Annotated in this window: 26 protein-coding genes and 1 pseudogene; 9 read left to right on the forward strand and 18 right to left on the reverse strand. The window is 59.1% G+C overall.

Translation table 11 applies throughout. From position 1 onward, the window contains the following. The first annotated feature begins 3 nt into the window (after positions 1-3). The 7 genes from F6Y09_RS15975 to F6Y09_RS16005 all read left to right on the forward strand — a co-directional run bounded on the left by F6Y09_RS15975 (position 4) and on the right by F6Y09_RS16005 (position 8,118). Positions 4-720 carry a TorD/DmsD family molecular chaperone gene (locus F6Y09_RS15975; RefSeq protein WP_246180568.1) on the forward strand — a complete coding sequence of 239 codons (717 nt, stop codon included), beginning with the start codon at positions 4-6 and terminating at the stop codon, positions 718-720. A 323-nt stretch (positions 721-1,043) separates the two neighbouring features. Then, positions 1,044-3,929 (forward strand): formate dehydrogenase subunit alpha, encoded by a 2,886-nt coding sequence (locus F6Y09_RS15985; RefSeq protein ID WP_152207950.1) that lies wholly within the window; start codon positions 1,044-1,046, stop codon positions 3,927-3,929. Between the two features lie 18 nt (positions 3,930-3,947). Further along, complete coding sequence (gene fdh3B, locus F6Y09_RS15990) at positions 3,948-4,556, forward strand: formate dehydrogenase FDH3 subunit beta (protein ID WP_099617849.1); 609 nt, start codon at positions 3,948-3,950, stop codon at positions 4,554-4,556. 93 nt (positions 4,557-4,649) lie between these two features. After that, entirely contained in the window at positions 4,650-5,822 is a 1,173-nt protein-coding gene (locus F6Y09_RS15995) for a formate dehydrogenase subunit gamma (protein WP_152207951.1), read from the forward strand. Next, complete coding sequence (locus F6Y09_RS20720) at positions 5,819-5,944, forward strand: hypothetical protein (RefSeq protein ID WP_281348224.1); 126 nt, start codon at positions 5,819-5,821, stop codon at positions 5,942-5,944. Before F6Y09_RS15995 ends, F6Y09_RS20720 begins: the two co-directional genes overlap by 4 nt. Continuing rightward, positions 5,937-6,200 carry a sulfurtransferase TusA family protein gene (locus tag F6Y09_RS16000; protein WP_152207952.1) on the forward strand — a complete coding sequence of 88 codons (264 nt, stop codon included), beginning with the start codon at positions 5,937-5,939 and terminating at the stop codon, positions 6,198-6,200. The genes F6Y09_RS20720 and F6Y09_RS16000 overlap by 8 nt, the downstream gene beginning before the upstream one ends. Positions 6,201-6,495: 295 nt before the next feature. Continuing rightward, positions 6,496-8,118, forward strand: coding sequence for an SLC13 family permease (locus F6Y09_RS16005; RefSeq protein WP_152207953.1), 1,623 nt, complete (start codon positions 6,496-6,498; stop codon positions 8,116-8,118). A gap of 91 nt (positions 8,119-8,209) precedes the next feature. On the opposite strand, the gene F6Y09_RS16010 is transcribed toward F6Y09_RS16005, so the two are convergent. The 3 genes from F6Y09_RS16010 to rlmE all read right to left on the reverse strand — a co-directional run bounded on the left by F6Y09_RS16010 (position 8,210) and on the right by rlmE (position 10,378). Beyond that, entirely contained in the window at positions 8,210-8,749 is a 540-nt protein-coding gene (locus tag F6Y09_RS16010; protein ID WP_152207954.1) for a cytochrome b, read from the reverse strand. A 191-nt stretch (positions 8,750-8,940) separates the two neighbouring features. Further along, positions 8,941-9,702 (reverse strand): FkbM family methyltransferase, encoded by a 762-nt coding sequence (locus F6Y09_RS16015; RefSeq protein ID WP_152207955.1) that lies wholly within the window; start codon positions 9,700-9,702, stop codon positions 8,941-8,943. Positions 9,703-9,733: 31 nt separating this feature from the next. Next, positions 9,734-10,378, reverse strand: coding sequence for a 23S rRNA (uridine(2552)-2'-O)-methyltransferase RlmE (gene rlmE / locus F6Y09_RS16020; RefSeq protein WP_152207956.1), 645 nt, complete (start codon positions 10,376-10,378; stop codon positions 9,734-9,736). 162 nt (positions 10,379-10,540) lie between these two features. Between rlmE and F6Y09_RS16025 the strand changes: the two genes are divergently transcribed. Together F6Y09_RS16025 and F6Y09_RS16030 are read left to right on the forward strand one after the other, a co-directional pair. After that, the gene (locus F6Y09_RS16025; RefSeq protein ID WP_152207957.1) at positions 10,541-12,190 is read left to right on the forward strand and encodes an NAD(P)/FAD-dependent oxidoreductase; all 1,650 of its coding nucleotides are present in this window, start codon (positions 10,541-10,543) and stop codon (positions 12,188-12,190) included. Next, entirely contained in the window at positions 12,187-12,924 is a 738-nt protein-coding gene (locus tag F6Y09_RS16030; RefSeq protein ID WP_152207958.1) for an RNA methyltransferase, read from the forward strand. The genes F6Y09_RS16025 and F6Y09_RS16030 overlap by 4 nt, the downstream gene beginning before the upstream one ends. Before the next feature lie 22 nt (positions 12,925-12,946). On the opposite strand, the gene F6Y09_RS16035 is transcribed toward F6Y09_RS16030, so the two are convergent. The 15 genes and pseudogenes from F6Y09_RS16035 to atpD form a co-directional block, all read right to left on the reverse strand. Further along, the gene (locus tag F6Y09_RS16035; RefSeq protein ID WP_179959445.1) at positions 12,947-13,108 is read right to left on the reverse strand and encodes a hypothetical protein; all 162 of its coding nucleotides are present in this window, start codon (positions 13,106-13,108) and stop codon (positions 12,947-12,949) included. Between the two features lie 3 nt (positions 13,109-13,111). Beyond that, positions 13,112-13,930 (reverse strand): acyl-CoA thioesterase, encoded by an 819-nt coding sequence (locus tag F6Y09_RS16040; protein ID WP_152207959.1) that lies wholly within the window; start codon positions 13,928-13,930, stop codon positions 13,112-13,114. A gap of 86 nt (positions 13,931-14,016) precedes the next feature. Continuing rightward, positions 14,017-15,282, reverse strand: coding sequence for an EAL domain-containing protein (locus F6Y09_RS16045; protein WP_281348228.1), 1,266 nt, complete (start codon positions 15,280-15,282; stop codon positions 14,017-14,019). Continuing rightward, positions 15,256-15,498 (reverse strand): annotated as a pseudogene (locus F6Y09_RS20725) (diguanylate cyclase domain-containing protein); the annotation flags it as partial. The gene F6Y09_RS16045 and the pseudogene F6Y09_RS20725, both read right to left, overlap by 27 nt. Before the next feature lie 30 nt (positions 15,499-15,528). Beyond that, on the reverse strand, positions 15,529-18,759 hold the full coding sequence (locus F6Y09_RS16050; RefSeq protein ID WP_152207961.1) for an efflux RND transporter permease subunit: 3,231 nt from the start codon (positions 18,757-18,759) through the stop codon (positions 15,529-15,531). Further along, positions 18,756-19,823, reverse strand: coding sequence for an efflux RND transporter periplasmic adaptor subunit (locus F6Y09_RS16055; RefSeq protein WP_152207962.1), 1,068 nt, complete (start codon positions 19,821-19,823; stop codon positions 18,756-18,758). Before F6Y09_RS16055 ends, F6Y09_RS16050 begins: the two co-directional genes overlap by 4 nt. 84 nt (positions 19,824-19,907) lie before the next feature. Then, entirely contained in the window at positions 19,908-20,798 is an 891-nt protein-coding gene (locus F6Y09_RS16060) for a F0F1 ATP synthase subunit gamma (RefSeq protein WP_152207963.1), read from the reverse strand. Then, positions 20,782-22,317 carry a F0F1 ATP synthase subunit alpha gene (locus tag F6Y09_RS16065; RefSeq protein ID WP_152207964.1) on the reverse strand — a complete coding sequence of 512 codons (1,536 nt, stop codon included), beginning with the start codon at positions 22,315-22,317 and terminating at the stop codon, positions 20,782-20,784. The genes F6Y09_RS16060 and F6Y09_RS16065 overlap by 17 nt, the downstream gene beginning before the upstream one ends. Then, positions 22,310-23,077: a F0F1 ATP synthase subunit B family protein gene (locus tag F6Y09_RS16070; RefSeq protein WP_152207965.1), complete on the reverse strand. Its 768-nt coding sequence runs from the start codon at positions 23,075-23,077 to the stop codon at positions 22,310-22,312. The genes F6Y09_RS16065 and F6Y09_RS16070 overlap by 8 nt, the downstream gene beginning before the upstream one ends. A 3-nt stretch (positions 23,078-23,080) precedes the next feature. After that, complete coding sequence (locus tag F6Y09_RS16075; protein WP_152207966.1) at positions 23,081-23,368, reverse strand: F0F1 ATP synthase subunit C; 288 nt, start codon at positions 23,366-23,368, stop codon at positions 23,081-23,083. Beyond that, positions 23,365-24,066, reverse strand: coding sequence for a F0F1 ATP synthase subunit A (locus tag F6Y09_RS16080; protein WP_152207967.1), 702 nt, complete (start codon positions 24,064-24,066; stop codon positions 23,365-23,367). Before F6Y09_RS16080 ends, F6Y09_RS16075 begins: the two co-directional genes overlap by 4 nt. Continuing rightward, positions 24,066-24,362 (reverse strand): ATP synthase subunit I, encoded by a 297-nt coding sequence (locus F6Y09_RS16085; protein WP_246180569.1) that lies wholly within the window; start codon positions 24,360-24,362, stop codon positions 24,066-24,068. The genes F6Y09_RS16080 and F6Y09_RS16085 overlap by 1 nt, the downstream gene beginning before the upstream one ends. Further along, the gene (locus F6Y09_RS16090) at positions 24,349-24,660 is read right to left on the reverse strand and encodes an AtpZ/AtpI family protein (protein WP_152207968.1); all 312 of its coding nucleotides are present in this window, start codon (positions 24,658-24,660) and stop codon (positions 24,349-24,351) included. The genes F6Y09_RS16085 and F6Y09_RS16090 overlap by 14 nt, the downstream gene beginning before the upstream one ends. After that, a complete protein-coding gene (locus F6Y09_RS16095) occupies positions 24,657-25,067 on the reverse strand; it encodes an ATPase (protein WP_152207969.1) in 411 nt (136 codons plus the stop codon). The genes F6Y09_RS16090 and F6Y09_RS16095 overlap by 4 nt, the downstream gene beginning before the upstream one ends. Then, positions 25,064-26,452, reverse strand: a complete 1,389-nt coding sequence (gene atpD, locus F6Y09_RS16100) for a F0F1 ATP synthase subunit beta (RefSeq protein ID WP_152207970.1) — start codon at positions 26,450-26,452, stop codon at positions 25,064-25,066. The genes F6Y09_RS16095 and atpD overlap by 4 nt, the downstream gene beginning before the upstream one ends. Positions 26,453-26,643: the final 191 nt, after the last annotated feature.

Raw genomic sequence — 26,643 nt, forward strand, 5'->3', positions numbered from 1 at the left:
CAGTTGCGCCAGAATCAGATCGGGGCTATAAAGAACAATAATGAAAAATTATTAATACTGAAAACGCCAAACCATAACACGTCAAACAATAATGCTAAGGACAACGACTTGGCCAACGCCGCAGAAATCCAGTGCCCTCGCTCTATCACCGACGAAGATCGCTCGCGCGCCCAAATGTATCAGTTGCTGGGTGTCTTGCTGGGCGGCCCACCTTCAAGTGAGCTACTCCGGGGCTTGGCATCCTTGCAAGGTGATGACACCGTTTTGGGGACCGCCTCTAAAAATCTGGCCGCTCTTGCGAAACGCACCGCGCCAGATGACGCCAGGCAGGAGTACAACAATCTGTTCGTCGGAGTCGGCCGTGGTGAACTGCTCCCGTTCGCCAGTTATTATCTGACCGGTTTTCTGAACGAGAAGCCCCTTGCGGATTTGCGTGGCGATCTGATGGCCAGGGGCATCAAAGCCAGTGACGACGTTAAAGAACCAGAGGATCATATGGGCACGCTGTGTGAAATCATGGCGGGCATCATTACGGGCGCGTTCGAATGTGACAGTGATTTGTCTTCTCAAAAAGCCTTTTTTGACGCGCACCTGGCAAAGTGGGCGGCGTTGTTTTTTACCGATTTGGAGACAGCGCAAACCGCGATTTTCTACACTCCTGTGGGCTCGCTGGGTCGGGCTTTCATGGACATAGAAGCCGATGCGTTTGCACTTCAATAACCGGGATCTGCCCGATCCCTTAACCCAGGTGGAGGTGTCCGATGGACAACCAACAGCGTGAAAACAGCCGTCGCCGTTTCCTGCGGATGGCAGCAACAGCAGTGCCGGCTGCCGTTGCCTTGGCAGTAGCACCGCACGCCGCAGCCGAGGTCGTTGTCAAAGACGTCCCTAAAAGCCGCGGTCTACGTGACACTGAGCACACACGAAAGTATCTGGAATCGGCTCGCTTCTGAGGAAGCGTGAGTCATTCAAGGTTGCGAAAGGCTCTTGGGTGACCGCATTTCCGGGAAAACGAGAATAAAAAAAAGAGAGAGGTACGAGACATGTTGAGGAAGAAAACCAACGGGGTAGCGAAAGGCTCCCGTGCGGGATCTTTACTTTCATCCCTCGCTGCAACGACCATGGACCGCAGGGGGTTCCTGACCGCCTCCGGTGTCGCAGTGGGCGGCCTGGCGGCTTTATCGCTGCCGTCCACGCGCGTCAAGGCTGCAACCCCGTCGACGGGGGGTGGCGAAGTCGTTCGCAAGAAGTCAGTGTGTACGCACTGCTCGGTCGGCTGCACGGTCGAGGCTGAGGTTCAGAATGGCGTATGGACAGGTCAGGAGCCCGGCTGGGACAGTCCCTTTAATATGGGCGCTCACTGCGCCAAGGGCGCCTCGGTGCGAGAGCACGGTCACGGTGAACGCCGCCTGAAATATCCCATGAAAATGGTCAACGGCCAATGGCAGAAGATTCCCTGGGAACAGGCGATCAACGAGATCGGCGACAAGATGTTGCAGATCCGCGATGAGAGCGGTCCTGACTCGGTCTACTGGCTGGGAAGCGCAAAGTTCAACAACGAACAGGCGTATCTGTACCGCAAATTTGCCGCCTACTGGGGCACCAACAACGTCGATCACCAGGCCCGGATCTGTCACTCAACAACGGTCGCCGGCGTAGCCAATACCTGGGGCTACGGTGCAATGACCAACTCGTACAACGACATCCACAATTCCAAAGCGATCTTTCTGATCGGGGGTAACCCCGCGGAAGCGCATCCGGTATCGCTGCTGCACATTCTCAAAGCCAAGGAACAGAACAACGCGCCGCTCATTGTCTGTGATCCGCGTTTCACGCGAACTGCGGCTCATGCTGATGAATATGTGCGCTTCCGGCCGGGTTCAGACGTCGCGTTGATCTGGGGCCTGTTGTGGCACATTTTCGAGAACAGCTGGGAAGACAAGGAGTTCATCCGCACCCGAGTGTATGGCATGGACGACATCCGTGAAGAGGTGAAGCGCTGGAACCCCGAGGAAGTGGAGCGTGTTACCGGTGCACCCGGTGCGCAACTCGAGCGTGTGGCGCGTACTCTGGTCAACAACCGGCCGGGTACTGTGATCTGGTGCATGGGTGGTACCCAGCACACCAATGGCAACAACAACACCCGTGCGTACTGCGTATTACAGCTGGCACTTGGCAACATGGGCGTCCCCGGCGGCGGCACCAACATCTTCCGCGGACACGACAATGTTCAGGGCGCCACAGACCTTGGTGTCCTTGCAGATACGCTGCCTGGCTACTATGGCCTGGCCGCTGGTTCCTGGGCTCACTGGGCCCGAGTCTGGGAGGAAGACCTGGACTGGCTGAAAGGCCGCTTTGCGGTTTGGGACAAAGATGGCAAGTCCCGCGCGATGATGAACGAGAAAGGCATTCCCGTGTCCCGCTGGATTGATGGTGTTCTGGAGGCCAAAGAAAACCTGGACCAGCCCGACAACACCCGAGCGATGGTTCTGTGGGGTCACGCACCCAACTCGCAGACCCGTATGCTGGAAATGAAGGAGGCCATGGAAAAGCTGGACCTGTTGGTCGTAGTGGATCCTTTCCCCACCGTGTCAGCGGTGCTACACGATCGTAAGGACGGCGCCTACCTGTTGCCTGCAACAACCCAGTTCGAGACATTAGGCTCAGTAACCGCTTCCAACCGATCGCTCCAGTGGCGTGAAAAGGTCATCGAGCCGCTATTTGACTCGAAAGTCGATCATGAAATCATGAAGCTGTTTGCTGACAAGTTCGGTTTTACCGATCGCCTGTTCCGCAACATTGCTCTTGAAGGCGACGAACCGGTGATTGAGGACATCACTCGCGAATTCAACCGGGGCATGTGGACCATCGGCTATACCGGTCAATCGCCTGAACGTCTCAAAAAGCACATGGCGAACCAGCACCACTTTGACCGGACCAGCCTGCGTGCGGTGGGCGGACCCTGCGATGGTGATATCTACGGTATGCCGTGGCCATGCTGGGGCACAGCCGAGATGAACCATCCGGGAACACCAAACCTGTACGATATGTCATTGCCGGTGTCCAAGGGCGGCCTCACCTTCCGCGCCCGTTTTGGTGTCGAGCGCGACGGCGAGAACTTGCTTGCTGAAGGGGTCTACTCGAAAAACTCGGAGATCAAAGACGGGTACCCCGAGTTTACCATGCAGATGTTGATGGATTTGGGCTGGGATGGGGACCTGACTGCCGAAGAGCGTGCCAGTATTGATGGCGTTGCAGGTCCAGAGACCAACTGGAAGACAGATCTGTCAGGCGGTATACAGCGTGTTGCGATCAAACACGAGTGTGCACCCTTTGGTAACGCCAAAGCGCGTACGGTGGTCTGGAATTTCCCGGATCCGGTACCGCTACACCGGGAGCCACTGTACACTAACCGTCGCGATCTGGTGGAAGATTACCCGACCTATGCCGACAAGCATTTCTGGCGCGTCCCGACCCTGTACGAGTCCATTCAGAAGAAGGACTTCAGCAAGGACTTCCCCCTCATTCTCACTTCAGGCCGTCTGGTTGAATATGAGGGTGGTGGTGACGAGACTCGCTCGAACCCATGGCTGGCGGAGCTACAGCAGGACATGTTCATCGAGGTGAATCCGTACGATGCGAATAACCTGAACATTCGTGAAGGCAACGACGTCTGGGTTTCCGGGCCTGAAGGCGCGCGCATCAAGGTGAAGGCGATGATCACAGAACGCGTCGGCAGAGGTGTGGTCTTTATGCCCTTCCACTTCGGGGGACACCTGGAAGGTAAGGACCTGAGGGACAAGTATCCCAAAGGTGCGGATCCCTACGTCCTGGGTGAATCCAGTAACACGGTTCAGACATACGGGTATGACTCGGTCACGCAGATGCAAGAGACCAAGTGCACCCTGTGTGCGATTATGCCGGCATAACAATAAGAGGTGTACAACATGGCACTTGAAGGACAAGCACGAGCAAAGTTTCTTTGCGATGCCGAACGCTGCATTGAATGTAATGCCTGCGTTACAGCCTGTAAGAATGAACATGAGGTCCCCTGGGGCATCAATCGTCGACGTGTGGTGACCATCGAAGACGGTAAGCCTGGCGAGCGTTCGATCTCGGTAGCTTGCATGCACTGTTCAGACGCGCCCTGTATGGCCGTCTGTCCGGTGGACTGTTTCTACCAGACCGAAGACGGCATCGTGTTGCACTCCAAGGATCTGTGCATCGGTTGTGGATACTGCTTCTATGCCTGCCCCTTCGGCGCGCCCCAGTTCCCGCAAGCGGGCAACTTCGGCAGCCGGGGCAAGATGGACAAATGCACATTCTGTGCAGGTGGTCCTGAAGAAGACAACTCCACGGCCGAGTTCTCCAAATACGGTCGCAACCGTATTGCCGAAGGCAAGTTGCCGATCTGTGCGGAAATGTGCTCAACCAAAGCCCTGTTGGCCGGTGATGGCAATGAGGTGGCGGACATCTATCGCCAGCGCGTGGTGAACCGGGGTTTCGGTTCCGGCGCCTGGGGATGGGGCACAGCCTACGAGAAGAAGGGCGCTTAAGCTCGCCTGATTGTTCCGGGGTCTAGGCCTAGAGGGGCCCCGGAATTCCTTCAGGCAACGAGTTCTTTCTGTTGATTCCGCTGGAGTGCTCTCATGAACTTTAAAATATTCGGTGCCGCCGTTTTTGTACTGGCGACACTGCTTTTCAATCCTGGCTGGGCGGAAGAAGCCCCCGAGGTTGATCGAACCAGTACCGGGGGCGCTCAAACCCTCGAAGATATAATGGCTCGTCAGGCGCAGATGGAAGTTGACGAGACCTTTCGATCTGAAAACCTGGGGGATCCAGCCAACGCGGCGCCGATCAGTGATGAACTGGGCACTCTGGGAGGGCGCTCTGATGCAGACGCCTGGCGCGGCATTCGCTACAACGAGCTTGACCCCAGCACGCAGGTACGGGGTCCTGCGGTCGACGTCCTGATCCAGGACGGAGGCATGTCCTGGTATCAGTTACGGGAGGGGCCGGTCATCGCCTATGGCGGTGGTGCAATTCTGGGCTTCGTGTTACTACTGGTGGTATTTTACTTTGTTCGCGGCAAAATCAGGATCGACGGCGGCCCTTCAGGCACCAAGATTGAACGATTCAAGGCCATCGAACGATTTGGCCATTGGTTGTTGGCGGGCTCGTTTGTCGCCTTGGCCCTGACGGGCCTGATTACCCTTATGGGACGCAGTTTCCTGATCCCTGTCATCGGGCTCGAAGCCTTTTCTACTCTGGCTGTCGGCGCCAAGTGGATTCACAACAACATTTCCTGGGCCTTTATGTTGGGTCTGGTGCTGACGTTCTGCATGTGGGTGGTGCATAACATCCCCAACAAGCTGGATTGGCAGTGGCTTAAGGCGGGCGGCGGTATCTTTACCAAGTCCCACCCTTCGGCAAAGAAGTTCAATGCCGGCCAGAAAATTGTTTTCTGGACTGTAATGATACTGGGCTTTTCAGTGTCATTGTCGGGCCTGTCGCTGTTGTTTCCATTTCAAATGCCCATGTTTGCTGACACCTTTGGCTTTATGAACAGTATCCTGGGGACCAATTTCCCGACAGCCCTGGCACCGCATGAAGAGATGCAGTTGTCCAACATCTGGCACTCGGTTGTGGCGTTCCTGATGATGGTGGCTATCATCGCACACATTTATATCGGTACCGTCGGTATGGAAGGTGCGTACGATGCCATGGGCAACGGACAGGTTGATCTGGAATGGGCGCGCCAGCACCACGATCTGTGGGTGGACGAGGTCCAGGCTAAACAGGGCAAAGGAGAATCATCATGAAAGTTATGGTTTCCGCATTCGTCGCAGCCCTGGTGATTGCCTTTCTCGCCCCGGTAGTTCTGGATCAGTTCGGGTGGTCTTCAGCCGAGCAATACAGCAGTGAGAGCGTGCGGCTTGACTGATCAATCAGCCACAGATCAAGAGGCACACCAGAAGGTACACCAGATCGATGCCGTCGGTCTGGTGTGCCCTCTCCCCATTCTTCGTTTAAAGAAACGCATCCAGAATTTGCCTAGCGGCACGCAGGTCGAGTTTTTGGCCGATGACCCGAGCGGCCGCCGGGATTTACAGTTACTGTGTGAGCTGACCGGTCACAGGATTGAGTGGATCCGCGAAGAAGATGCTGGCATCCTCCGTTATCGTATCTGTTTAGCATAGTCCCACCCTCCCCAGAACGAACTCTAACGAACTTCACGCTCATAAGACGACTGTCCCGAGTCACTACCCTTAGGGAACAGCACTTCCTCTTCGTACAGGTCCTGCCCACGCCCGGAAGTGTTCTTCGTCAGTTCGGCCATTTGGAGCAGGCATGGAACTTCGTCCCGCCCCTTATGGATTCAGAGCCGTTTAACAGTCGCTGAGGTTCAAATAGCTTGACAGCGGAAAAGGACCAACTAGCTTAAAATTAGGCAGTCCGTCGGATAAGAAATTTTCGCTGGGGGAGGACATAAACATGGCCGAACAACCACGCCAGCAGGAAGAGCATGATGAATTGGCCGGGGCTGAAGGGCCCGGCGGTCGATCCGCCACGATGACATGGAGCCTGCGCGCCTTCGGGTTGCTCATGGCGCTGCTGGTCTGGCTCGCCATGGGCCTGGCCGACGGGCTGTCGTCGGACGCGCGCTGGGTCGCAACGATCGCCACCTTGATGGCAATCTGGTGGATGACCGAGGCGATCCCGCTCTCGGTCACTTCCCTATTACCGATTGTGCTGATTCCGATGCTGACGGCGCGAACGGTCGGCGAGGCCACAGCGCCCTACGCAAGTTCCATCGTGTTTATGTTCCTCGGCGGTTTCCTGATCGCCATCGCGATGGAAAAATGGAACCTCCACCGGCGTATTGCACTCCTGACGCTCGCCCAGGTAGGTGTCGAGCCGAAGCGGATCGTGCTCGGCATGATGCTCGCCACCGGTTTTCTCTCGATGTGGGTCTCGAACACCGCGACGACCTTGATGATGCTGCCAATCGGGCTGTCCGTACTCCGCCTGGTCGCGGAGCGCAGCGGTGAGTCCGTGGTTTCGGCGACACCCGGTCACGACCCCGCAGGCCACGCGCGCGACCACCACCGGGCCGGCCACGTGGATTTCATCTTCGACAACAACATCAAGCAATTCGGTATCTGCCTGCTCCTCGCCATCGCCTGGTCGGCGAGCATGGGCGGCCTCGGCACCCTGCTCGGCAGCCCGCCGAACGCCATCGTTGCCGGCTACGCCGCCGACGAACTGGGTCGCACCATCGGTTTCCTCGAATGGATGATTGTAGGCGTACCTCTGGCCGTCGCCTTCATCCTGGTAGGCTGGGTGCTAATGACACGCGTGCTATACCGTTTCGATGTCGCGGATATTCCCGGCGGAAAGGAGATGATCGAGGGCGAGATTCACAAGCTCGGGCCGCTCAGCCAGGGCGAGAAGATGGTGATGATCGTTTTCGGCTCGGCGGCGTTCCTGTGGGTTGTGCCCGGACTGCTCGCCACCCTCCCATGGGTGGGAGATCTGTTGGGGCCGCTCGGCAATCTCAATGATACCGCCATCGCCATCGCCGCTGGCATTGCGATGTTCATCCTGCCCGGCAGAGGTCGGGGCGAAATGGTACTGAATTGGCAGGACGCCGAGGATGGGTTGCCCTGGGGTGTACTGCTGCTGTTCGGTGGCGGCCTGAGCCTCGCCGGTGCAGTGGCATCAACCGGCCTCGACAGCTGGTTCGGCGAGCAGATTACCGGGCTGCAGGTACTGCCGATCCTGTTGCTGGTCGCCGCCGTGACCACGCTTGTGCTTTTCCTCACGGAGGTGACCAGCAACACGGCCACGGCCGCGACCTTTATTCCCGTGCTCGGAGGCGTGGCGGTCGGAATTGGCGCCGATCCGATGACGCTCCTCATTCCGGCCGCCTTTGCCGCGACCTGCGCCTTCATGCTGCCGGTCGGCACGCCGCCGAACGCCATCGTCTTCGGCACCGGAGCGGTCACCATCGCCCAGATGGCCCGCGGCGGGGTGGTTCTCAACATCGTCGGGATCGTCCTGATCACCTTCTTCTGCTATATGCTTGGCGGTATTGCCCTCGGGTTGCAGTTCTGATTCCCGGGCAGTGCTGTGCCGGGCCCTTGCCCGGCACATTAAAGTGGGGCACGGAGCAGTTTCCGCGCATGTGCTGGCCATTACATTTTTGTTAAACCATCCGTCGGACGATACCATCTTTTCGGAGCATATGGCGGATAGCTGCCGCGATATGACCGACAATCAGTACACTTAAGGTGATGGCAAGCCATCCGTGTATATTAAACAGGGTGGCAGCCAGTTCTTTGTCCTCTGGTACGAAAGGCATGGCAGGCAGGTGGTAACCACCCAGCGTGACCAGAGCCGGATATGCCGTCACACCGGCCCAGCCAAACAACGGTGTCACCACCAGCAGAATATAAATCAGGTGATGTAAACTCTTGGCGGCAATCTGCAATTTGCGCGGCATGTGATCCGGATAGGGCGGGCTCTTTAACCGTATTTTCATCGCGATCCGCAGGATCATCAGTAATAGCACGCTGAAGCCAATTGCTTTGTGCCAACTGAACAGTGTATTCGTCAGGTCGCCCCAGATGTCAGCCTCCGCGCGTGAAGCCATCCAGAGCCCAATGGGTATCAAAGTCAGAACCATCAGCGCCATTACCCAATGCAGTACCCGCCAGCCTGCGGGGTATTTCTGAATCTGCGGCATACGCTCACCCTCCACTGTGGTTGGCCATAGCTGCCACGGGATCAGGTAGGGCTAATCCAATACCCTTGAAACAGCCAGGTTATTTCCTGTCACTTCGCTGCTGAATCCATCATCGAATTTATTAGAGTGCTCCGCAAGAGCCGTATTAATGTGATTTCTAACGAGCATTGCTAACGGGCAGTGACTGAGACTCAGGAGGCAAGCCGGGCATAGATATCCCCCGAGGCGATCCCGTCAGCTCCTGCATCAAGCCATTGCCTGAGTGAGCCCGGATCTTGCCAAGATCGCCAGATAAAACGGCGTTGCTCGCCGACAATAACATTGAACTCGTGCCGGCCCAGCCTCTCCAACTCCTCCAGGCATAGCAATGCCTGATCGAGAGTGCCGTTCACGAACTCGAAGGACAGTGCCGGCAGCGGGTGGCTTAGTCCTGCCAGCACTTCCACCTCAAAGCCTTCCACATCAATCTTGCAGAAGCTGGGCTGGCCAAACTGTCGTATCAGTTCGTCCAGGGTGGTAACAGACACAACGACCGAGTCCTCCCAGCGCACATGCCGGAAACCGGGATTGGATGTGCCCAGATGCTGGCGCCACCGGCTGTCCAATGAGGCCACCGCAGGGTTGCGCAAGCTCAGCGCCAGTTCGGCGTTGCCCGGGGCCCGCCCTACCGCCAGTGGCAAGCACACTACCCCGGGTTGGTGTCGGGTCAGCCACCGCAGCCACCGCAGCAGTTGTGGCTGCGGCTCCAGCGCCACCACCCGTGCGCCCAGAGCGGCAAACGCGGAGCTGCGGTCCCCCAGGTGGGCGCCAATATCGTATACCAGATCCCCAGGGTGAATGAACTCACTGTAGAGTTGGCGTAAAGACCTCTGGCGGCCGGGACGTCGATAAATGACAAAGGACTGTAGCAGTCCCAGACCGCGGTTCAGTTGACCGAGAAGGGCAACCCGCAAGTTAGCCTCCTTTTGGTTTCAGCCCCGGGCTTTACCTGGAGTGATCGGGCAGCGCACATCCCCGAAACCCCTTGGCCACCAGATACACTTCACGGGACCGCGCCCTTGAGGAATCCGGCTTGCGTACCACCACCTTATCAAAGACTTTGCGTACGGCTTTGACATAGTCGTCATAGCCCTCACCGTGGAACACTTTGGCCACAAAACTGCCCTTGGGCTTGAGAACCTGGCAGGCCATGTCCAGCGCCAGCTCCACCAGATACATGGACGCGGCCTGATCAGCCACATTTACACCACTGATGTTGGGTGACATGTCGGAGATGACAACGTCCGCGAGGGCGCCATCCAGAGTGGTCATGATCTGGTCAAACACCGCTTGCTCGGTGAAATCGCCCTGGATGAACTCAACCCCGGCGATGGCGTCCATGGGCAGGATATCCGACGCCACCACCCGGCCCTTGTGGCCCACCAGTCTGGCGGCCACCTGGGACCAGCCCCCCGGCGCCGAGCCCAGATCCACCACCAGCGCGCTGGGTTGGATCAGACGATCCTTGTCATTGATTTCCAGTAGTTTGTAACTGGCGCGGGAGCGGTAGCCGTCCAGCTGCGCCTGTTTCACAAAGGGATCGTTGACGTGCTCTTCGAGCCAGCGGTTACTGCTTTTGGAACGGGCCATGGGGTGCCTTTTGCTCACTGCGGGAAAGACCGCATTGTACGCCGCCGCCTGCCCTACCGCAAAAGCAGCCCAGCGCCTGACAAGCCCCCTGCGCGGCAGTACAATGGGCACACTTTTCCAACCGCAACCTGCCGGGCCTCAGTCCGGCGGCCAGGAAATATCATGATTCGCGTTACCGAACTGGCATTACCCCTTGAGCACCCGGAGCAAGCCCTGCGGCCCGCTATCCTGCAGCGCCTGCAACTCCGCGATGCGGAACTGCTGCACTATACCGTCTTCAAACGCAGCTACGACGCCCGCAAAAAAAACAGCGAGATCAAGTTCGTCTACATCGTCGATCTGGCCGTGAACGACGAAGCTGCGGTGCTGGATCGGTTTGCGGGCGATGCCCATGTTCGCCCGTCGCCGGACACCTCCTACCACCCGGTCGCCCAGGCGCCTGCCGGATTGTCGGAACGACCGATTGTTGTCGGGCTGGGTCCATGCGGGTTATTCGCGGCCCTGCTGCTGGCTCAGATGGGCTTCCGCCCCATCGTGCTGGAGCGGGGCAAGGACGTGCGCCGTCGCACCAAAGATACCTGGGCGTTGTGGCGTAAAAAGCAGCTGTCGCCGGAATCCAATGTCCAGTTCGGTGAGGGCGGCGCCGGTCTGTTTTCGGATGGCAAGCTCTACAGCCAGATCAAGGACCCGAAATTTTACGGCCGCAAGGTCATGGCGGAATTCGTCAAGGCAGGCGCGCCGGAAGAAATCCTTTTCGTCAGCAAGCCTCACATTGGCACCTTCCGTCTGACCGGCGTGGTGTCCCGCATGCGGGAGGAGATCATCAGCCTGGGGGGCGAGATCCGCTTTGAGCAAAAGGTCACTGACCTGCTGCGGGAAGGCGGGCAGGTCCGGGGTGTGGAGCTGGCCAGTGGCGAACAGCTGATGAGCCACCATGTGGTGATGGCGCTGGGTCACAGCGCCCGGGACACCTTCCGCATGTTGCACCGGCGTGGCGTTTTTCTGGAAGCCAAGCCCTTTGCCATCGGATTCCGGGTCGAGCACCCACAAAGCCTCATCGACCATGCCCGGCTGGGCAAATACGCCGGTCATCCGGCACTGGGAGCCGCCGATTACAAGCTGGTGTATCACGCCAGCAACGGCCGCGCTGTTTACAGCTTTTGCATGTGCCCGGGTGGTACGGTGGTGGCCGCAACTTCGGAGCCGGGACGAGTAGTGACCAACGGCATGAGCCAATACTCCCGCAACGAGCGCAATGCGAACTCCGGCATCGTCGTGAGCATCCATCCTGAGCAGGACTACCCTGGCGACCCGCTGGCAGGAATGGAACTTCAGGAACAGCTTGAAGCCAAAGCCTACGTTCTGGGCGGCAGCGATTACTGTGCGCCCGCGCAGCTGGTGGGGGACTTTATCGCGGGTAAACCCTCAGAAAAACTGGGCGAGGTAGAGCCTTCCTACCAGCCCGGCATCCGCCTGGTCGATCTTGCGCCTTCCCTACCGGATTACGCCATCGAAGCCATTCGCGAGGCTCTGCCTGCGTTCGGGCGACAGATCCGGGGCTTTGATCGGGCTGATGCACTGCTGACCGGCGTCGAAACCCGAACCTCTTCCCCGGTCCGACTCACCCGGGACCGCGAGAGCCTGCAAAGCCTGAATACCCGCGGCCTGTATCCGGCCGGTGAAGGTGCCGGATACGCCGGCGGCATCCTGTCGGCCGGAGTGGACGGCATCAAGGTGGCGGAGGCCGTCGCCAAAGCGATGTTGGCCGACCTTGAAGCGGGTTCAGATAACAAAACGGGAACCAACCCGTGAAGCTGGATGACATCAGGAAGCTGCATCAGAAGAAATATCGCCAGTCCCTCGGGCACTTTCTGGTGGAAGGCGAGCACCTGGTACTGGAGCTGGAAAAGGCTGCAAAAGCCAACCCCCACTGGCAGCAGGCCCAACTGTTTGTCACCGGCGCCTATCAGGACTGGCCCAGCCCCTGGCCCCGGCATCTCATTAGCGACCGGCAGATGGCCCACCTGGCCGATACCAAAACCCCGCAAGGCATACTCGCGGTCGCGCCCTTGCCAGCGGCGGCCAGCGGCGCCTCAGCAGGGGTTGGAAAGGCCGTCTATCTGCATGAAGTCCGGGACCCCGGCAACCTCGGCACCATTTTGCGCACGCTGGCCTGGTTCGGCGGCTTTCGCTGCCTGCTCAGCCCCGACAGTGTTGATCCCTACAACCCCAAAGTCGTGCGCTCCAGCATGGGTGCCATCTTCCATATACCGGTGGAAACCGAGGTCAGCCTGGACACGCTGGCCAGTCGTTTCCCCCACATCGCCTGCCTGGACATCGGTGGAGAAGCGATCACCAGCCCTGATTTCCAGAGCCATGACTGCTACCTGTTCGGCAATGAAGCCCGAGGTGTACCCACCGAAGTACTGACCAGGCTCAGCGCCCACCGGTTCACCATCCCCGGCGCCCGCGCAGTGGAATCCCTGAATCTGGCGTCTGCCGTTAATATGGTTGTGTATGAGCTGAATCGGGGACTGGGTCGGTAAGGGCTGGGGAGGATAGAGTGCTTCAGTGGCCGCCCATATAGATTGACATCAAATGATCGTCATCCCTGATGTCCCTCTGGGTGCCTGCAAATTTGCGCTTTCCACCCGCAAAGATATAAACACTGTCGGCGACGGGTAAGGCTTCACGAATATTCTGCTCCACCCCCCCCCCTCGCCCTTTCATGCGCTACTCCTTGAAATAGACCACCTGGTGCGTCGTGGCAAGAAGCGCTCCTCCCCTGCTCCAGACTTCTGCGCTTTGATCAAAGAAGCCCTTGCCAAAGTGATTTGCCCTGGCAACACCCAGAATATGGTCACTGCCTACCGAGGCCAGCTGCTCACCACCTGCATGGAAATAGGTGGTCAGGGAGACAGTGCCAATAGGCACCAGCTTCGGCCGGCGGATGTAGATGCGGGGGAAGAAGGCATCACACAGCGCCGACAGGGACACGTAGTCCAGCGGGCGTGATGGCTGGTCCCGCATCCACACCCGGCTCCTGGATGGATAGTCCTTGTCTGGCTCGCCCAATAGCTCACCATCCACAAACCGCATGTCGTAATTCCGGGTCCAGGGTGGCGCTGCATCCCTCGTGAACGCCGGCAGGTCGGAAGCCAGCGGAACGTCTGGAAAAGCGGCCTCCGTCTGCTCCCAGGTATCGCGCCGGCGAGCGGTCACCGCTGTGGCAAAGGCCACCACTTGCCCACCCTGGACCATTTCCGCCCACCAGTGCTGGCTGTTGCGGTTGGTTCGAAGGGGGCGGACAACCACTTCAAAATTGCCGTCAGCCACCGGCGCTGCGAAGTTGACAGTCAGGGAAACCGGCTCACCCAAAAGCTCATTATGGGACAGCGCGCCCTGGAGCAGGGTGGCGCCAGTGGTACCACCGAACGGTCCCACCATATTGGCGTACGTCTGGCTGGTTGTTCCCTGCCAGCGCCCCTGATCGATTGGCTGCAGGGCGACCGCCTGATCAAGGGGATGAAGGGGTGATTCCTTGTTTTTCATGAGCGCCTCGTGAACGGATTGTGTGCCGATGCGGAGCCGGAGTCTTGACGACTGGGTTTGCTGGCTGAATAAGGCTTTTGCACGCCTTATTCCTGGGCCGCACGAAAGTACAGAAACGCCTGCTGAATATGTTCGCGAATTTGTACGTCGTCCCACGGCTTGGTCAGGAACTTGTATATGGCCCCTTCGTTAATAGCGTCCGTCACTGACTTCAGGTCAGTGTAACCCGACAGTACAATACGGACGGTACCCGGATAAATGGCCTTTACTTCGCTGAGAAACTCGGTCCCTGACATTTCCGGCATGCGCTGGTCAGAGACGATAACCTGAACGTCGTTGGTGGCAAGCAGACTGAAGGCTTCTTTAATGCTTGTGGTAGAAAGGATTCGGTAGCCATCGCGCTTAAGCACTCTGGTAAGCGCTTTGAGAATGTTCGGCTCATCATCGAGCAACAGCAGTGTCGGTTTTTGCTGAATGCTTACTTCCGAGCCAAGTTCGCCTTTATTGTCAGACGCACGCTTTGTCATAAACGTGACCAGCTCGTCGAACGGCATCGGACGCGCAAAGGCAAATCCCTGTAGGAGGTCGCATTGATTTTTCCGCAAGAAGGCCGCGTGAGCCTCGGTTTCTACGCCCTCGGCAACCACTTCAAGGCCCAGGTGATGTGCCATGGATATCACGCCCTGGGTGATCGCGGCATCACTCCTGTTTTCGATAACATCTTTAACAAAGGCACGGTCGATCTTGATCTTGTTCGCCGGTAACAGCTTGATGTAACTGAGGCTGGAAAAACCCGTGCCGAAATCATCAATGGCAATATGAACGCCGAGTTCCCGAATGGCATGGAGCGTGCTGATCACCTGGTCAGTGTCCATAAGCAACACGGACTCAACCACTTCCAGTTCCAGACATTCTGAAGGAAGACCCGAGGCCCGGAGCGCGTCAGCAACGGTATTGATAAAACCGTCCTTGCGTAACTGGATCGGCGACACATTGACCGAGACCGAGCACTGTCGGAAGCCCTGCGCATGCAGATGCACAGCGTCGCGACAGGCCTTTTTGAGGATCCACTCACCAAGCGCGTTGATTTGCCCTGTTTCTTCCGCGAGCGGTATAAAGTCGGCGGGAGAGATCAGCCCCTGGGTCGGGTGTTGCCAGCGAGCAAGCGCCTCAACGTTGCGAATTCGTCCGGAGCGGGCATCGACCAGCGGTTGGTAATACACCGAGAGCTGTTCATGGTCGATGGCATTCTGAAGCTCATTACGCAACTCAACGCGATAGCTGGCTTCCTCATTGAGTTCCTGAGAATACCATCGGTAGGAGCTGCGGCCATGTTGTTTCGCCTGGTACATCGCCAGGTCTGCCTGCTGTAACAGACTCATGGGTTTATCAATATTGCCCTCTGTGGCCGAAATTCCAATACTGGCGGTGAGATGAATGGTTTCAGAGTCCAGATAGTAGGGGGCTGCAATTTCGGTGATGACGGTTTCCACGACGCTGATGGCATCTTCGGTTTTGGCAAGATCCGGCAGTAAAATAATGAACTCGTCACCACTGATTCTCTGGGCCCGAGGCCGGGCACGACCCCGACCCTCCCGTTAAACCCATTTACAGCGGGCCAGCGTGTAGTAAAGCAACGGCACCACCAGGACGGTCAGCAAGGTGGACATGGCCAGACCAAAGATCAGCGAAATGGCCAGACCGTTGAATATCGGATCGTTCAGGATGAAGTAAGCACCCACCATCGCCGAGATGGCCGTCAGGGCAATCGGTTTGATCCTCACCGCGCCGGCCAGCACCACGGCCTCGTCCAGTTCCACGCCTTCCTCGATCAGTTGCCGGATAAACACCACCAGCAGGATGGAATTGCGCACGATGATGCCGGCCAGGGCAATCATGCCGATCATGCTGGTGGCAGTGAATTCGCGCCCCAGCAGGGCATGGCCGGGCATGATCCCGATCAACGTCAGCGGGATGGGCGCCATGATGACCAGCGGCAGGAGGTAGGACCGGAACTGCGCCACCAGCAGCACGAAAATCATGAATATGCCCACACTGTAGGCGGCGCCCATATCCCGGAAGGTTTCATAGGTGATCTGCCACTCACCGCCCCATTTCAGGGTGCCTTTTTCTGGCAGCGGTGGCTGATCGATAAAGTATTGCTCCGGAGCGCCTTCCTGCTGGTTCAGGCGGTCCACCATGTCAAACATGCCATACAGGGGTGAGTCGGTCTCACCGGCCATATCGGCTGTGACGTAGGTCACCGGCAGCAGGTCCTTGTGATAGATGGCTCCCATCCAGTCCGCTTCCCGAACCTCGGCAATGCTTGCCAGCGGGACCAGATTACCGGTGCGACTGCGCACATTAAGGGACAGCAGCACCGATGGCTGAGCCTTGTCCCCTTCCCCCAGAATCACCCGGATCGGCACCGGATACTTGGCATGATCATCGTGCAGGAAACTGACGTTGGTTCCGCCAAGAGCCGTCTGCAAGGCACCGACGGCCTGGGCCTGGGAGACCCCGAGCCGCGCTGCGCGGTCCCGGTCCACCACGACTTCCCATTGCCGTGTCGGCGCTTCGAGAGTGGTGTCGATATCCACCAGCCCGTCAACTTCCGCCATACCCTTTGCCACCTGGCGGGCCAGTTCCGCCCGGCGGGCTTCTTCCGCGGCGTAAATCTCGGCCACCACCGGCGACAGCACCGGAGGTCCCGGGGGCACCTCCACGATTTTCACGCTGGCACCGTACCTGTCACCAATCTCGGTCAACGGCGCCCGTAAGGACTGGGCAATGTTGTGGGACTGGCGATCCCGGTTTTCCTCGTGGCTGAGGTTGACCTGGATATCGCCCTGGTAAGGATCGCTGCGCAGGTAATACTGGCGCACCAGGCCGTTAAAGTTGATGGGGGATGCCGTGCCGGCATAACTCTGCCAGTTGGCCACTTCCTCGACCGTTTCCAGGTAGCTACCCATTTCCATCAGCACCCGCTGGGTCTGCTCCATCGGGGTGCGCTCGGGCATATCCACCACCACCTGAAACTCGGACTTGTTGTCGAATGGCAGCATTTTCAGAATCACGGCCAGGAACACCGGCAATGACGCAGCGGCGATAGTAAGCCCCACCACACCCAGCCCAAGCAGGCGTCGGCGCCAGGGGTGATCACCCAGGAACGGGCCCAGCACCGTGCGGAAAATGCGCAGGGACAACGGGCTGACGCCGTCCGCAGAGCTGGAAGCCGCATCGGCTTCGGCGGCCAACTCACCCTTCTTGTGTTTCAGTAACCGGAAGGCCAGCCAGGGCGCTACCACGAAGGCAACGATCTGGGAGAACACCATACCCGCCGAAGCATTGATCGGAATCGGGCTCATGTAGGGCCCCATCAGGCCGCTGACGAACGCCATGGGAATCAGCGCCGCCATGATGGTCAGACTCGCCATAATGGTAGGTGTACCCACCTCGTCTACCGCTACCGGAATAATGTCTTTCACCGGCCACCGGGAATTCTGGATCCGGCGGTTGATGTTCTCGGTGATCACGATACCGTCATCCACCAGTATGCCGATGGAGAAAATCAGCGCAAACAGGGAGACCCGGTTGAGGGTAAAACCCCAGGCCCAGGAAAACACCAGGGTCAGCAACAGGGTAATCAGAACGGCAAGACCCACAATCAGGGCCTGGCGCCAGCCCATGGCTGCCAGCACCAGCAGCACCACGCACAGGGTCGCGGAGATCAGGTCCGTGATCAGCTTGCGGGCTTTCTGGGAGGCGGTGTCGCCGTAGTCCCGGGTGACCAGCACCACTACCCCCTCCGGCAGCGCGCGATTACGCAACTGCGCCAGCCGCTCTTCAATGGCGGTGGTGATGTTGACCGCGTTTTCACCGGGTTTTTTGGCGATGACCAGGGTCACTGCCGGGTACACTTCGCCGGGCTGGCCAGCTTTCCCGGCCTTGTGGGCCGGCCCGAAACCGGTCATCACGCTCTGATCAGCCACGGTACCGCCCCGGCCGATGTCGGCCACATCCTCCAGGTACACCGCCGAGCCATTGTGCATGCCCACCACCAGGCGGCGGACATCTTCTACGGATTTCAGCAGAGTGCCGACCTGCACCGGAATCGACAGATTATTCCGGGTAACCCGGGCCTCCTGGCTGCTGGTATTGGCAGCGGCCAGGGCGTTGCGCAAATCGTCGATGGTCAGATTGAAACCCGCCAGCAAGGCCGGATCAAAACGGATATCGACCCGGTCAGGAATGCCGCCGGTGGTATAGACATCCCGGGTGCCCGGAACCCGCTTCAGGGCGACTTCCAGCATATGGGCCAGGCGCGTAAGGTCCTCGCCGGTGTGTCCGTTGACCGGGTCGTAGAGGGTCAGGGTCATTACCGGAACATCATCAATTCCCTTGGGTTTGATCACCGGCTGAGTCGCGCCGAGATTGGCTGGCAACCAGTCCTGGTTTGAATAGACCTGGTTATACAACCGCACCAGTGCTTCCTGGCGGGGCACGCCCACTTCAAACTGAACGGTGATGACCGCCTGGCCCTGCCGCGACACCGAGTAGACATGCTTCACGCCCTGGATCTCGCTCATCACCTGTTCGGCGGGTGTGGCAATGGCGCTTTCCACCTCGCGGGTGCTGGCGCCGGGAAAGGCCACCATGATGTCGGCCATGGTGACGTCAATCTGGGGCTCTTCCTCTTTCGGGGTGACCACCACGGCCAGAATGCCCAGAATAATCGCCAGAATAGCGAGCAATGGCGTGAGATGGTTATTCTGGAAAACCCGGGCAATGGCACCGGATGGCCCCACAGGCGGCAATGCCCGGCTCACGGATTGGCCTCCGTGTCCGGCTCGGTGACAAGATTCAGTCGATCACTGCCAACCAGCTCCGAGGGGTTGGCCACCACCCGTTCACCGTCGCTCAAGCCCGCCAGAATCTCTAAGCGGCCATTGTCCCTGACCCCCGTACGCACCTGGCGGAGCCGGGGTCGGTCCTGATCATCAAGCACAAACACCGCCCTCAGTTCGCTACGGTGGATCAGGCTGCTGGCGGGCACCCAGAGAGCCTCGCGACTGGTGACCGGTACACCGACTTTCACCAGCATGCCGGGAAACAGGGAGCTGCCGGGTTCATCCAAACGCATTCTCAGGCGGAAAGTATGGGTTTGTGGATTGGCGTAGGGATAGAAGGTCATCTCGCCGGTTTCCAGCACCCGGCCGTCTGCCAGGGTAACCCGGGCCTGGCGCTCGGTACGGGCCAGTTCCGCGTACTTCTGCGGCAGCTCAACCACGACCCGGAGCTGCTCCAGGGACAACCCGCTGAGCAGGGGCTGGCCAGGGCTCACGGACTCACCCAGCTCCACGTGGCGCTCGGTGAGAATGCCACCATAAGGCGCCACCACCCGAGTATAGGACAGCTGCTCCTGTGCCTCGGAAACCGCCGCCCTGGCATGCTCCATCCTGGCCCTGGCGGCAGCCAGATTGTTGCGGGCCTGATCAAACTCCTGGCGGGACACCAACCCCCGTTCGTGCACCGCCTCGATGCGCTGGAATCGCTGCTGCGCATCCGAGAGCGCCGCTTCCGCCTCTTCCAGCCCGGCCTGGGCCTGGCGCAACCGGGAGCGCTGCTCACTGTCCTCCAGCTGGACGATCAGGTCACCGGCGGCAACCGAATCATCAACATCGTAGGGCAGGCTCTGGACCGTGCCACTGGTCTGGGCAGATACCGTGCTCTGCTGAACGGCTTCGATAACACCATCAAGATGGACGGTTTCATGAAACTCGCTGCGCTCTGCGACCGCCGTCATCGGCGCTCGATCGCTGTCCTGTCCCTGGGCCATTGCGGCCAACAGTCCCAGAGCTATTATAAAACCTGCAGCAGCAATCCGCCCCATGATGCACCTCCGGGATAACACAATGGTTATTAGCTAATAATTAAAGGTTATCAGCAATCTTCCCTGAAAACATGCGAGGGTTGCTCATAACGCAGGTGATCTCTTTTTCAGCGCCTCAAAACCGATAATGATGTCCATAAGCTCGTTGGTAATCTCATCCTGGCGCACCAGCCTGAACTGCCCTCCAACCGCCTCAAGACGTTCATCGACGGCCTGCTCAGCCTGTTGCATCAATGCCAGCCTGGCCGCGTTCTCGGTGACCATCGCTTCCGCAGAGGCTTGAAATACACTGGCAAAGATATGGTTACGCAGCAGCGCTGCAAGCAGCGGCGTTGCCTGCATCGTATAGTCGGAGAGGGACCGGGACTGCCAGCCAACCTGGCCGGCGTCCGACAGCAGCGAGGGCGCCAACGGCAACAATGGAATCAGTACCGGTTCGCGCTGCCCCTTCCCGGCCCGCTGGGTGAACGCCAGGGTAATGGCAATCCGGTTGTGCACATCGCCGCCCCCGATCTCGTCCAGCCGGGTCACGATGTCACTCGCCAGGCGCCCGATGCCATCGGCCGACGCCGGGGGCAGGAAGGTAACTTCCGGGCTGAGCCCCTGATCGCTGAGGGCGTCATTCATTCGGCAACCGACGCACAATACGCGGTTGCCACTCCCCGCGTTCGAAGCCTCGGTCCCTGCCTTCAAAGCAAGCACCTCGTTGTAATTGCCACACAGGCCGTGGTCCGAGCCAAACACCACCAGAATTTGTTCAGCCTGCACCGCGACAGGCATCGCAATGGGTCCGGTTTTGGCAACAAATGCCCGGAGACCGCTCAGCACGGTCTGGTGATAGGACTCAATAGACTTCGCCGCATGCTCATAAGGCACCGCGTTGATCGCGGACATGGTTTTCATGGTGTGAACAATTCCGCGAATGCTGGTGAGAGTGGCGGTGCGGCGGGACAGTGTTTCAAGCGTCTGGGTCACGGGCATCTTCTCCAGGCAACTTCAGCGCAGTACGAGCCACCTGCAGGATGGCGGCCTTTTCGTCGTCCTCCAGCGCACGGTTTTGCCTGATGCTCTCGGCAACGTCTTTAAGGGAGTCACCAACGCCTTTGCGCATCCTGGCCATAGCGGTAACAATCTCGCTTTCGGACAGGTCGTCGAACAGCCCCTCCATTGCGGCCATCAGGATCAAAAGCTGCTCCACCACCGGCACCGGATCCCGCTCGGGCTGGCGCAACGCGGCGCGCACGGCAGCCCCGCGGTTCAGGCGGGCCCGGGTGTTATTATCCAGGCGGGTACCAAAACGGGCAAAATCCTCCAGTTCCTCAAACTGGGACAGTGTGACACGCAGATTGCCTGCCACATCCCGGAATGCCGGGTGCTGCGCCTTACCCCCTACCCGCGATACGGATAGCCCGATATCCACCGCCGGAAACTGGTTTTTGCGCACCAGCCGAGGCGACAGATAGATCTGGCCGTCCGTAATCGAAATCAGATTGGTCGGGATGTACGCTGACAGGTTTTCCGCCTGTGTCTCTACCACGGGTAACGCGGTGATGGAGCCACCCCCGGCTTCCGGCGTGAACTGGCCTGCCCGCTCCAGTAGCCTGGCGTGCACATAGAAGATGTCACCCGGAAACGCTTCCCGCCCCGGCGGACGGCGCAGTAACAGGGACAGTTCGCGATAAGAGCGGGCATGGTGCGTCAGGTCGTCGAGAACGACCAGCACATCCCGCCCCTGATTTGAAAAGTATTCGGCCATGGTCATCGCCGCATAAGGTGCGATGTAGGCCAGACCGGGTGCGTCCTCATCGCCGGCCGCGACCACGATGGTGTTGGCTATCTGACCGCTTTGCCGCAGGGTTTCAATGACCCGGGCAACCGCATCTCCGCGCTGGCCGATGGCGCAATAAATACTGAGGACGTTCGTGCGGGCCTGGTTGAGAATGGTATCGACAGCAATGGACGTTTTGCCGGTTTGCCGGTCACCGATAATCAGTTCCCGCTGGCCCAGCCCGACCGGCACCGCGCCATCAATGGCCTTGATGCCGGTGGCCAGGGGACGGGTGACCGGGGCACGACTCAGTATCCCCGGCGCACTGGCTTCCACCGGTCTTTCCGCAGTCGATGCCACCCTGCCTTTTCCGTCCCGGGGCTCTCCGGTGGCGTCGACAATACGGCCAATGAAGCCTGGCCCGACCGGCACGCTGAACACTTTGTGAGTACGCCAGACATCCTCCCCGAACGTCACCCGCTCCGAAGGCCCAAGCAGGATAACACCCAGCCGGCCTGGCTCCAGATCAAGCACCACACCCCGGACGCCCGACGCGAAGACCAACAGCTCATCGGCCAGAGCCCGGGCCAGACCCGACACTACGGCGATACCATCTCCCACCTCAGTAACCGTGCCCACTTCGGTCAATGCCAGTGAAGGGGTCGGGCTGTCCAGCACGGCACCAATAAACTTCTTCGCCGGGATCAATGCCGGTTCTTCAGCCATGATTGTTTACCCTGCCGGATCCACCGGCGGCCAGCCGGTCGGCCAACAGACCAATCAGCTCGTCGGTGTAACTGTCGACTGTCCAGGCCACCTGGACACTGCCAATACGCAGAATCAGGCCCGGGGCCTGACGGGCATCTGTGGTAAAACTCAAGGGAAGTCCCGGCGCCAGCCGCTCGAGCGAAGCCCTCATTTTTGCCTGTGTGTTCTCCGGAAGAGGCGCATGAGTAGTGACCACGGCGTGTTCAGCATGATCAGCAGCTGAGATCAGCTCTTGCGACATCGGCTTCAGCTTGCTGATCACATTCAACGCAATGTGTTCTTCCAGGTCCTCATCCGCCAGATCACGAAGTGCCCGGCGGACCAGCTGATAGAGGGTTTCAGCGCTGGCCAGGTGCAACTCCCTGATGAACCTTTCCCGCTCTGCCTCCAGGTGCGCCTGCCAGTCCTGTTTTTCCCGTTCCAGCTTCTCGCGGGTGGCGGCCAGCAGGGCATCTTTCTCTTGTTCCGCCTGCTCGCGAACCCGCTCTGCATTAACGGAGTTATCGGCCAGTAATTTCTGCTTCTGTTCCAGAAACCGGGCTTCTGCTGCAGCGGCCTTTTTTTGGGCAACCTCCGCCTTACCCATTTGTGTTGCGATTTCGGCCTCGCGAGCGTCAATACCGTTCAGAATAGGCTTGTACAGAAAGCGCTTGAGCAGCCAGACCAGCACCAGAAAATTGCCAATCTGCGCAACGACCGTAACCCAGTCAACAGACATGGCTCAGCCTGCAGCTGACTGGGCGGCCTGCAGAGCCTGATCCCAGAACGGATTGGCGAACAGCACGATCATCGACACAACAAAACAGTAGATTGCCGTGGACTCGATCATTGCCAGGCTGACGAACAGGGTCCGCGACAGTGTCGATGCCGAATCCGGCTGCTGAGCGATGGCGGCAAGGGCCGCCGCTGCGGCCCTGCCTTCTCCCAGAGCAGGGCCGATTGCACCAAAGGCCACGCTCAGGCCAGCGGTCAGAATCGAGACCGCGGCAATAAGTGCAAGATCTGTCATTTGTCTTTCTCCTTGCTCAAGGGCCGTCCAGCGCTGGCGGTGGCCGTCGCCGATGAGATATAAACCGTCGCCAGGATGGCGAATATATAGGCCTGAATCAGGCCCGTCAGCAATCCGAGTACGTCCATCACGACAGGGAAAAAAAACGGCGCAACACCCAGCAGGATGCCTGCGATAACCGCACCACTCATGACGTTGCCATACAGACGGATAGCCAGGGATATGCCGCGAGAGAACTCACTGATGATATTGAATGGCAGCATAATGACGGATGGCTGGACGTAGGTTTTCAGATAACCGCCGATGCCCTGTCGGGTAATCCCGAACAGCGGTACTGCAATCAGTACTGAGAAAGCCAGGGCGGCGGTGGTGGAAAGCGAGGCAGTAGGCGGCGTGAAGCCCGGCACGACGAGTAGCAGGTTCGAAAACGCAATGAACAGGAACAGTGTTCCGGAAAAATAGAGCACATGGCGCGAGGCACGCGGTGAGATTTCCTCGATCTGGCTCTGGATGGCCGTCACAATCACTTCGAGGGTGGTGCGCCAGCGATTCGGCGGCACATCCGGCCGCAAATTGCGGGTAATCGCAATGGATGCGACCGTCAGTAAAATTATCACGATCCAGGTATTGGCGACCGTCTCGTTGATCCCAACGTTCCAGATCGTGAACAGCGTTGTTTCATCGGGGGTCAGTTCCATCAGACATCCTCCGGGCGCGGCATGCGAGCACGCATGGTGGCCAGGGAGCGCACCAGAAAAAACGCCAGGCCGTAGCCGGCAAAAGCCCAAACCAGGGTGGCCCCGCCAGTCACCAGCCACCCGACCGCCAATAACAGTGCAATGCGCACCAGGGCACTGGGCAGAAGGACCGCAGTGGGGCGGGATGAGGTCATTGCCACACGCACACTCACTGCCAGGCCGGCAAAATACAGAGTGCTTGCCGCCACACCGACACCAAAGCCCATCAGCGCGCCCGGCCAGTCAACGATCATCATTATCATCCTCTTCATCTTCCCTGCTTTCTTTGCCGATCCAGGCCCACGCGATAAAGCCGCCCAGGACGACACCCCCCAGAATCAGCGCAATAACCCACTTGAAATCCTGGGGCATGGCGCGATCCAGCCAAAGTCCGAGAAAGGCGCCACCGACGGTCGGAACCGCTATGGCCCAGCCGATCATGCCGAAAGCGCCCAAACCGCGCAGTGGGCTCAGGCCTGCATTCTCTCGGGCCTTCTTCATCCGTTTTGCCCGACGGCCGATATCGTCCTCCGGTGATCCACGCCCCTGGCTCATGGCTTGGGCCGCTGCAGATCAGCAAACCGGCGTACCATACCGGCCTCCAGCCTGGACAGGGCAGATCGGGCAACGCGTTCATCTTCATCCACCTCGATAAAGTTCCTCCGGACGCTCTCCTGCAACGAATCAAGATCCTCACCCGGGACCCCCCGCCGGATTGCAATATCGACCTGGTGGCCTTTTTTCACCAGAATGCCCTCGTCAATGCCGAAGATCTGCTCACGGCCATCTGCCAGTGTCAGAATCAGCACCGACGGGACCAGCGCAGTGACAAAATCAATGTGATTGGGCAACATTCCGAACGCCCCGTTTTCCGCCACGGCGAACAGCTTGCGGGCCATACCCTGATACAGCACCCGGGTCGGCAGCCTGAGGCAGACGTCCATCTCCGCCGCCAAAGTCATGCCACCGCCTCGGGCAGCGCGCCAACCATGTAGTACGCACTTTCGTTCTGCTCGAAGGCTGTCTGCTCAAGGATGGTTTCACAGCCACTGAGCGTTTCGGCGATGGTCACACGCTTGCCCTCGGTACCGGTAAATGCCGCGGTGGTGAAAAACGGCTGGGTGAGGAATCTTTCCAGCCGGCGGGCACGGGCAACCGTCGATCGGTCAGCCGCCGACAGCTCCTCAATACCCAGCATGGCGATGATGTCCCGCAGCTCTTCGTATTCCGCAAGGGTGCGGCGCACCGCCCGGGCAATGTCGTAATGTCTCTGTCCGACCACTGAAGGCGTGAGCATGACTGACGACGACGCCAGAGGATCTATCGCCGGGTACAAGCCTTCGCTGGCGCGTTTACGGGACAGCACCACGGAGCCGGACAAATGGGAGAAGATATGGGCGGCAGCAGGGTCGGTAAAATCGTCGGCCGGCACGTAAACGGCCTGAACCGAGGTAATCGCCGCACTGCGGGTTGAGGTGATTCTCTCCTCCAGTTCGGCCAGTTCAGTGGCCAGTGTCGGCTGATAGCCAACCCTGGAGGGCATACGGCCCAGCAGCCCGGACACTTCGGAGCCGGCCTGGACAAAGCGGAAAATATTGTCGATGAGCAACAACACATCCCGGCGTTGTTCATCGCGGAAATGTTCCGCCATGGTCAGTGCGGTTTTACCGATCAGGAACCGGACGCCCGGAACCTCGTTCATCTGCCCGAACAGCATGACGGTGTTATCGAGCACACCGGCCTCGCCCATTTCCCGGTAGAGCTCCTCCGCCTCCCGTGACCGTTCGCCAATGCCGCAGAAAAGACTGACGCCCTTGTGTTGCTGCACGGTGTTATTGATCAATTCGGTAATCAGCACCGTCTTTCCCACACCGGCTCCACCGAACAGGCCGGTTTTTCCGCCGCGCTCGATGGGGGACAGCAGATCAATGGCTTTGATACCGGTTTCCAGAATCTGGCTTCGGACCACACGGTCTTCCAGCAATGGCGGGAGCTGGTGAATGGCGCGGCGTTCACTGGTGGCCGGCGCCGGTTTGTTATCCACAGGCGCACCAAACACATTCAGCATGCGGCCAAGGATGGCATCACCCACCGGCACGGTGATCGACGAACCGGTCGCCCGAACCGGCATGCCCAAACCCAGCCCCTTCACTGGCGCCAATGCCATGCAACGGACCACGCCCTTGTCCTCGAGCGCGGCCACCTCCAGAGCAATCTTGCCGGCGTACAAGAGCTCGCGAATACGGGGCACCGGCTCCGGAAACCGGACGCTCACCACACCGCCCCGGATGGCAACGATGGTGCCGATAACAGCACCCGGCCACGCATCCGGATTGTTCTGACTCATAACAGCGACCGGTTACCCGGCAGACACGCGAGTGCCTGCCGATCCTCCAAGAAACCGGGAGGCAACATTATTCCCGGGATGTTCTGGCGGCTTTTCGTCTTCAGTCACGATCCGTCTCCTGTCCTCAGTCGCTGGGCGCATTGGCTCAGATCTGCATAGCAACAGAATAGCTCATGAAGTCCTACCGGGAT

Source organism: Marinobacter changyiensis (assembly GCF_009193265.1).
Lineage (GTDB): Bacteria > Pseudomonadota > Gammaproteobacteria > Pseudomonadales > Oleiphilaceae > Marinobacter > Marinobacter changyiensis.

Coding starts and splice junctions, on each gene's coding strand:
- F6Y09_RS16070 (WP_152207965.1), bottom strand. CDS start 23,077: ATGTCTGTTGACTGGGTTACGGTCGTTGCGCAGATTGGCAATTTTCTG.
- F6Y09_RS15995 (WP_152207951.1), top strand. CDS start 4,650: ATGAACTTTAAAATATTCGGTGCCGCCGTTTTTGTACTGGCGACACTG.
- F6Y09_RS16010 (WP_152207954.1), bottom strand. CDS start 8,749: ATGCCGCAGATTCAGAAATACCCCGCAGGCTGGCGGGTACTGCATTGG.
- F6Y09_RS16040 (WP_152207959.1), bottom strand. CDS start 13,930: ATGAAAAACAAGGAATCACCCCTTCATCCCCTTGATCAGGCGGTCGCC.
- F6Y09_RS16065 (WP_152207964.1), bottom strand. CDS start 22,317: ATGGCTGAAGAACCGGCATTGATCCCGGCGAAGAAGTTTATTGGTGCC.
- fdh3B (WP_099617849.1), top strand. CDS start 3,948: ATGGCACTTGAAGGACAAGCACGAGCAAAGTTTCTTTGCGATGCCGAA.
- F6Y09_RS16095 (WP_152207969.1), bottom strand. CDS start 25,067: ATGACTTTGGCGGCGGAGATGGACGTCTGCCTCAGGCTGCCGACCCGG.
- F6Y09_RS15985 (WP_152207950.1), top strand. CDS start 1,044: ATGTTGAGGAAGAAAACCAACGGGGTAGCGAAAGGCTCCCGTGCGGGA.
- rlmE (WP_152207956.1), bottom strand. CDS start 10,378: ATGGCCCGTTCCAAAAGCAGTAACCGCTGGCTCGAAGAGCACGTCAAC.
- F6Y09_RS16085 (WP_246180569.1), bottom strand. CDS start 24,362: ATGATGATCGTTGACTGGCCGGGCGCGCTGATGGGCTTTGGTGTCGGT.
- atpD (WP_152207970.1), bottom strand. CDS start 26,452: ATGAGTCAGAACAATCCGGATGCGTGGCCGGGTGCTGTTATCGGCACC.
- F6Y09_RS16035 (WP_179959445.1), bottom strand. CDS start 13,108: ATGAAAGGGCGAGGGGGGGGGGTGGAGCAGAATATTCGTGAAGCCTTA.
- F6Y09_RS16005 (WP_152207953.1), top strand. CDS start 6,496: ATGGCCGAACAACCACGCCAGCAGGAAGAGCATGATGAATTGGCCGGG.
- F6Y09_RS20720 (WP_281348224.1), top strand. CDS start 5,819: ATGAAAGTTATGGTTTCCGCATTCGTCGCAGCCCTGGTGATTGCCTTT.
- F6Y09_RS16090 (WP_152207968.1), bottom strand. CDS start 24,660: ATGAGCCAGGGGCGTGGATCACCGGAGGACGATATCGGCCGTCGGGCA.
- F6Y09_RS16055 (WP_152207962.1), bottom strand. CDS start 19,823: ATGGGGCGGATTGCTGCTGCAGGTTTTATAATAGCTCTGGGACTGTTG.
- F6Y09_RS16080 (WP_152207967.1), bottom strand. CDS start 24,066: ATGGAACTGACCCCCGATGAAACAACGCTGTTCACGATCTGGAACGTT.
- F6Y09_RS16075 (WP_152207966.1), bottom strand. CDS start 23,368: ATGACAGATCTTGCACTTATTGCCGCGGTCTCGATTCTGACCGCTGGC.
- F6Y09_RS16045 (WP_281348228.1), bottom strand. CDS start 15,282: ATGTACCAGGCGAAACAACATGGCCGCAGCTCCTACCGATGGTATTCT.
- F6Y09_RS16025 (WP_152207957.1), top strand. CDS start 10,541: ATGATTCGCGTTACCGAACTGGCATTACCCCTTGAGCACCCGGAGCAA.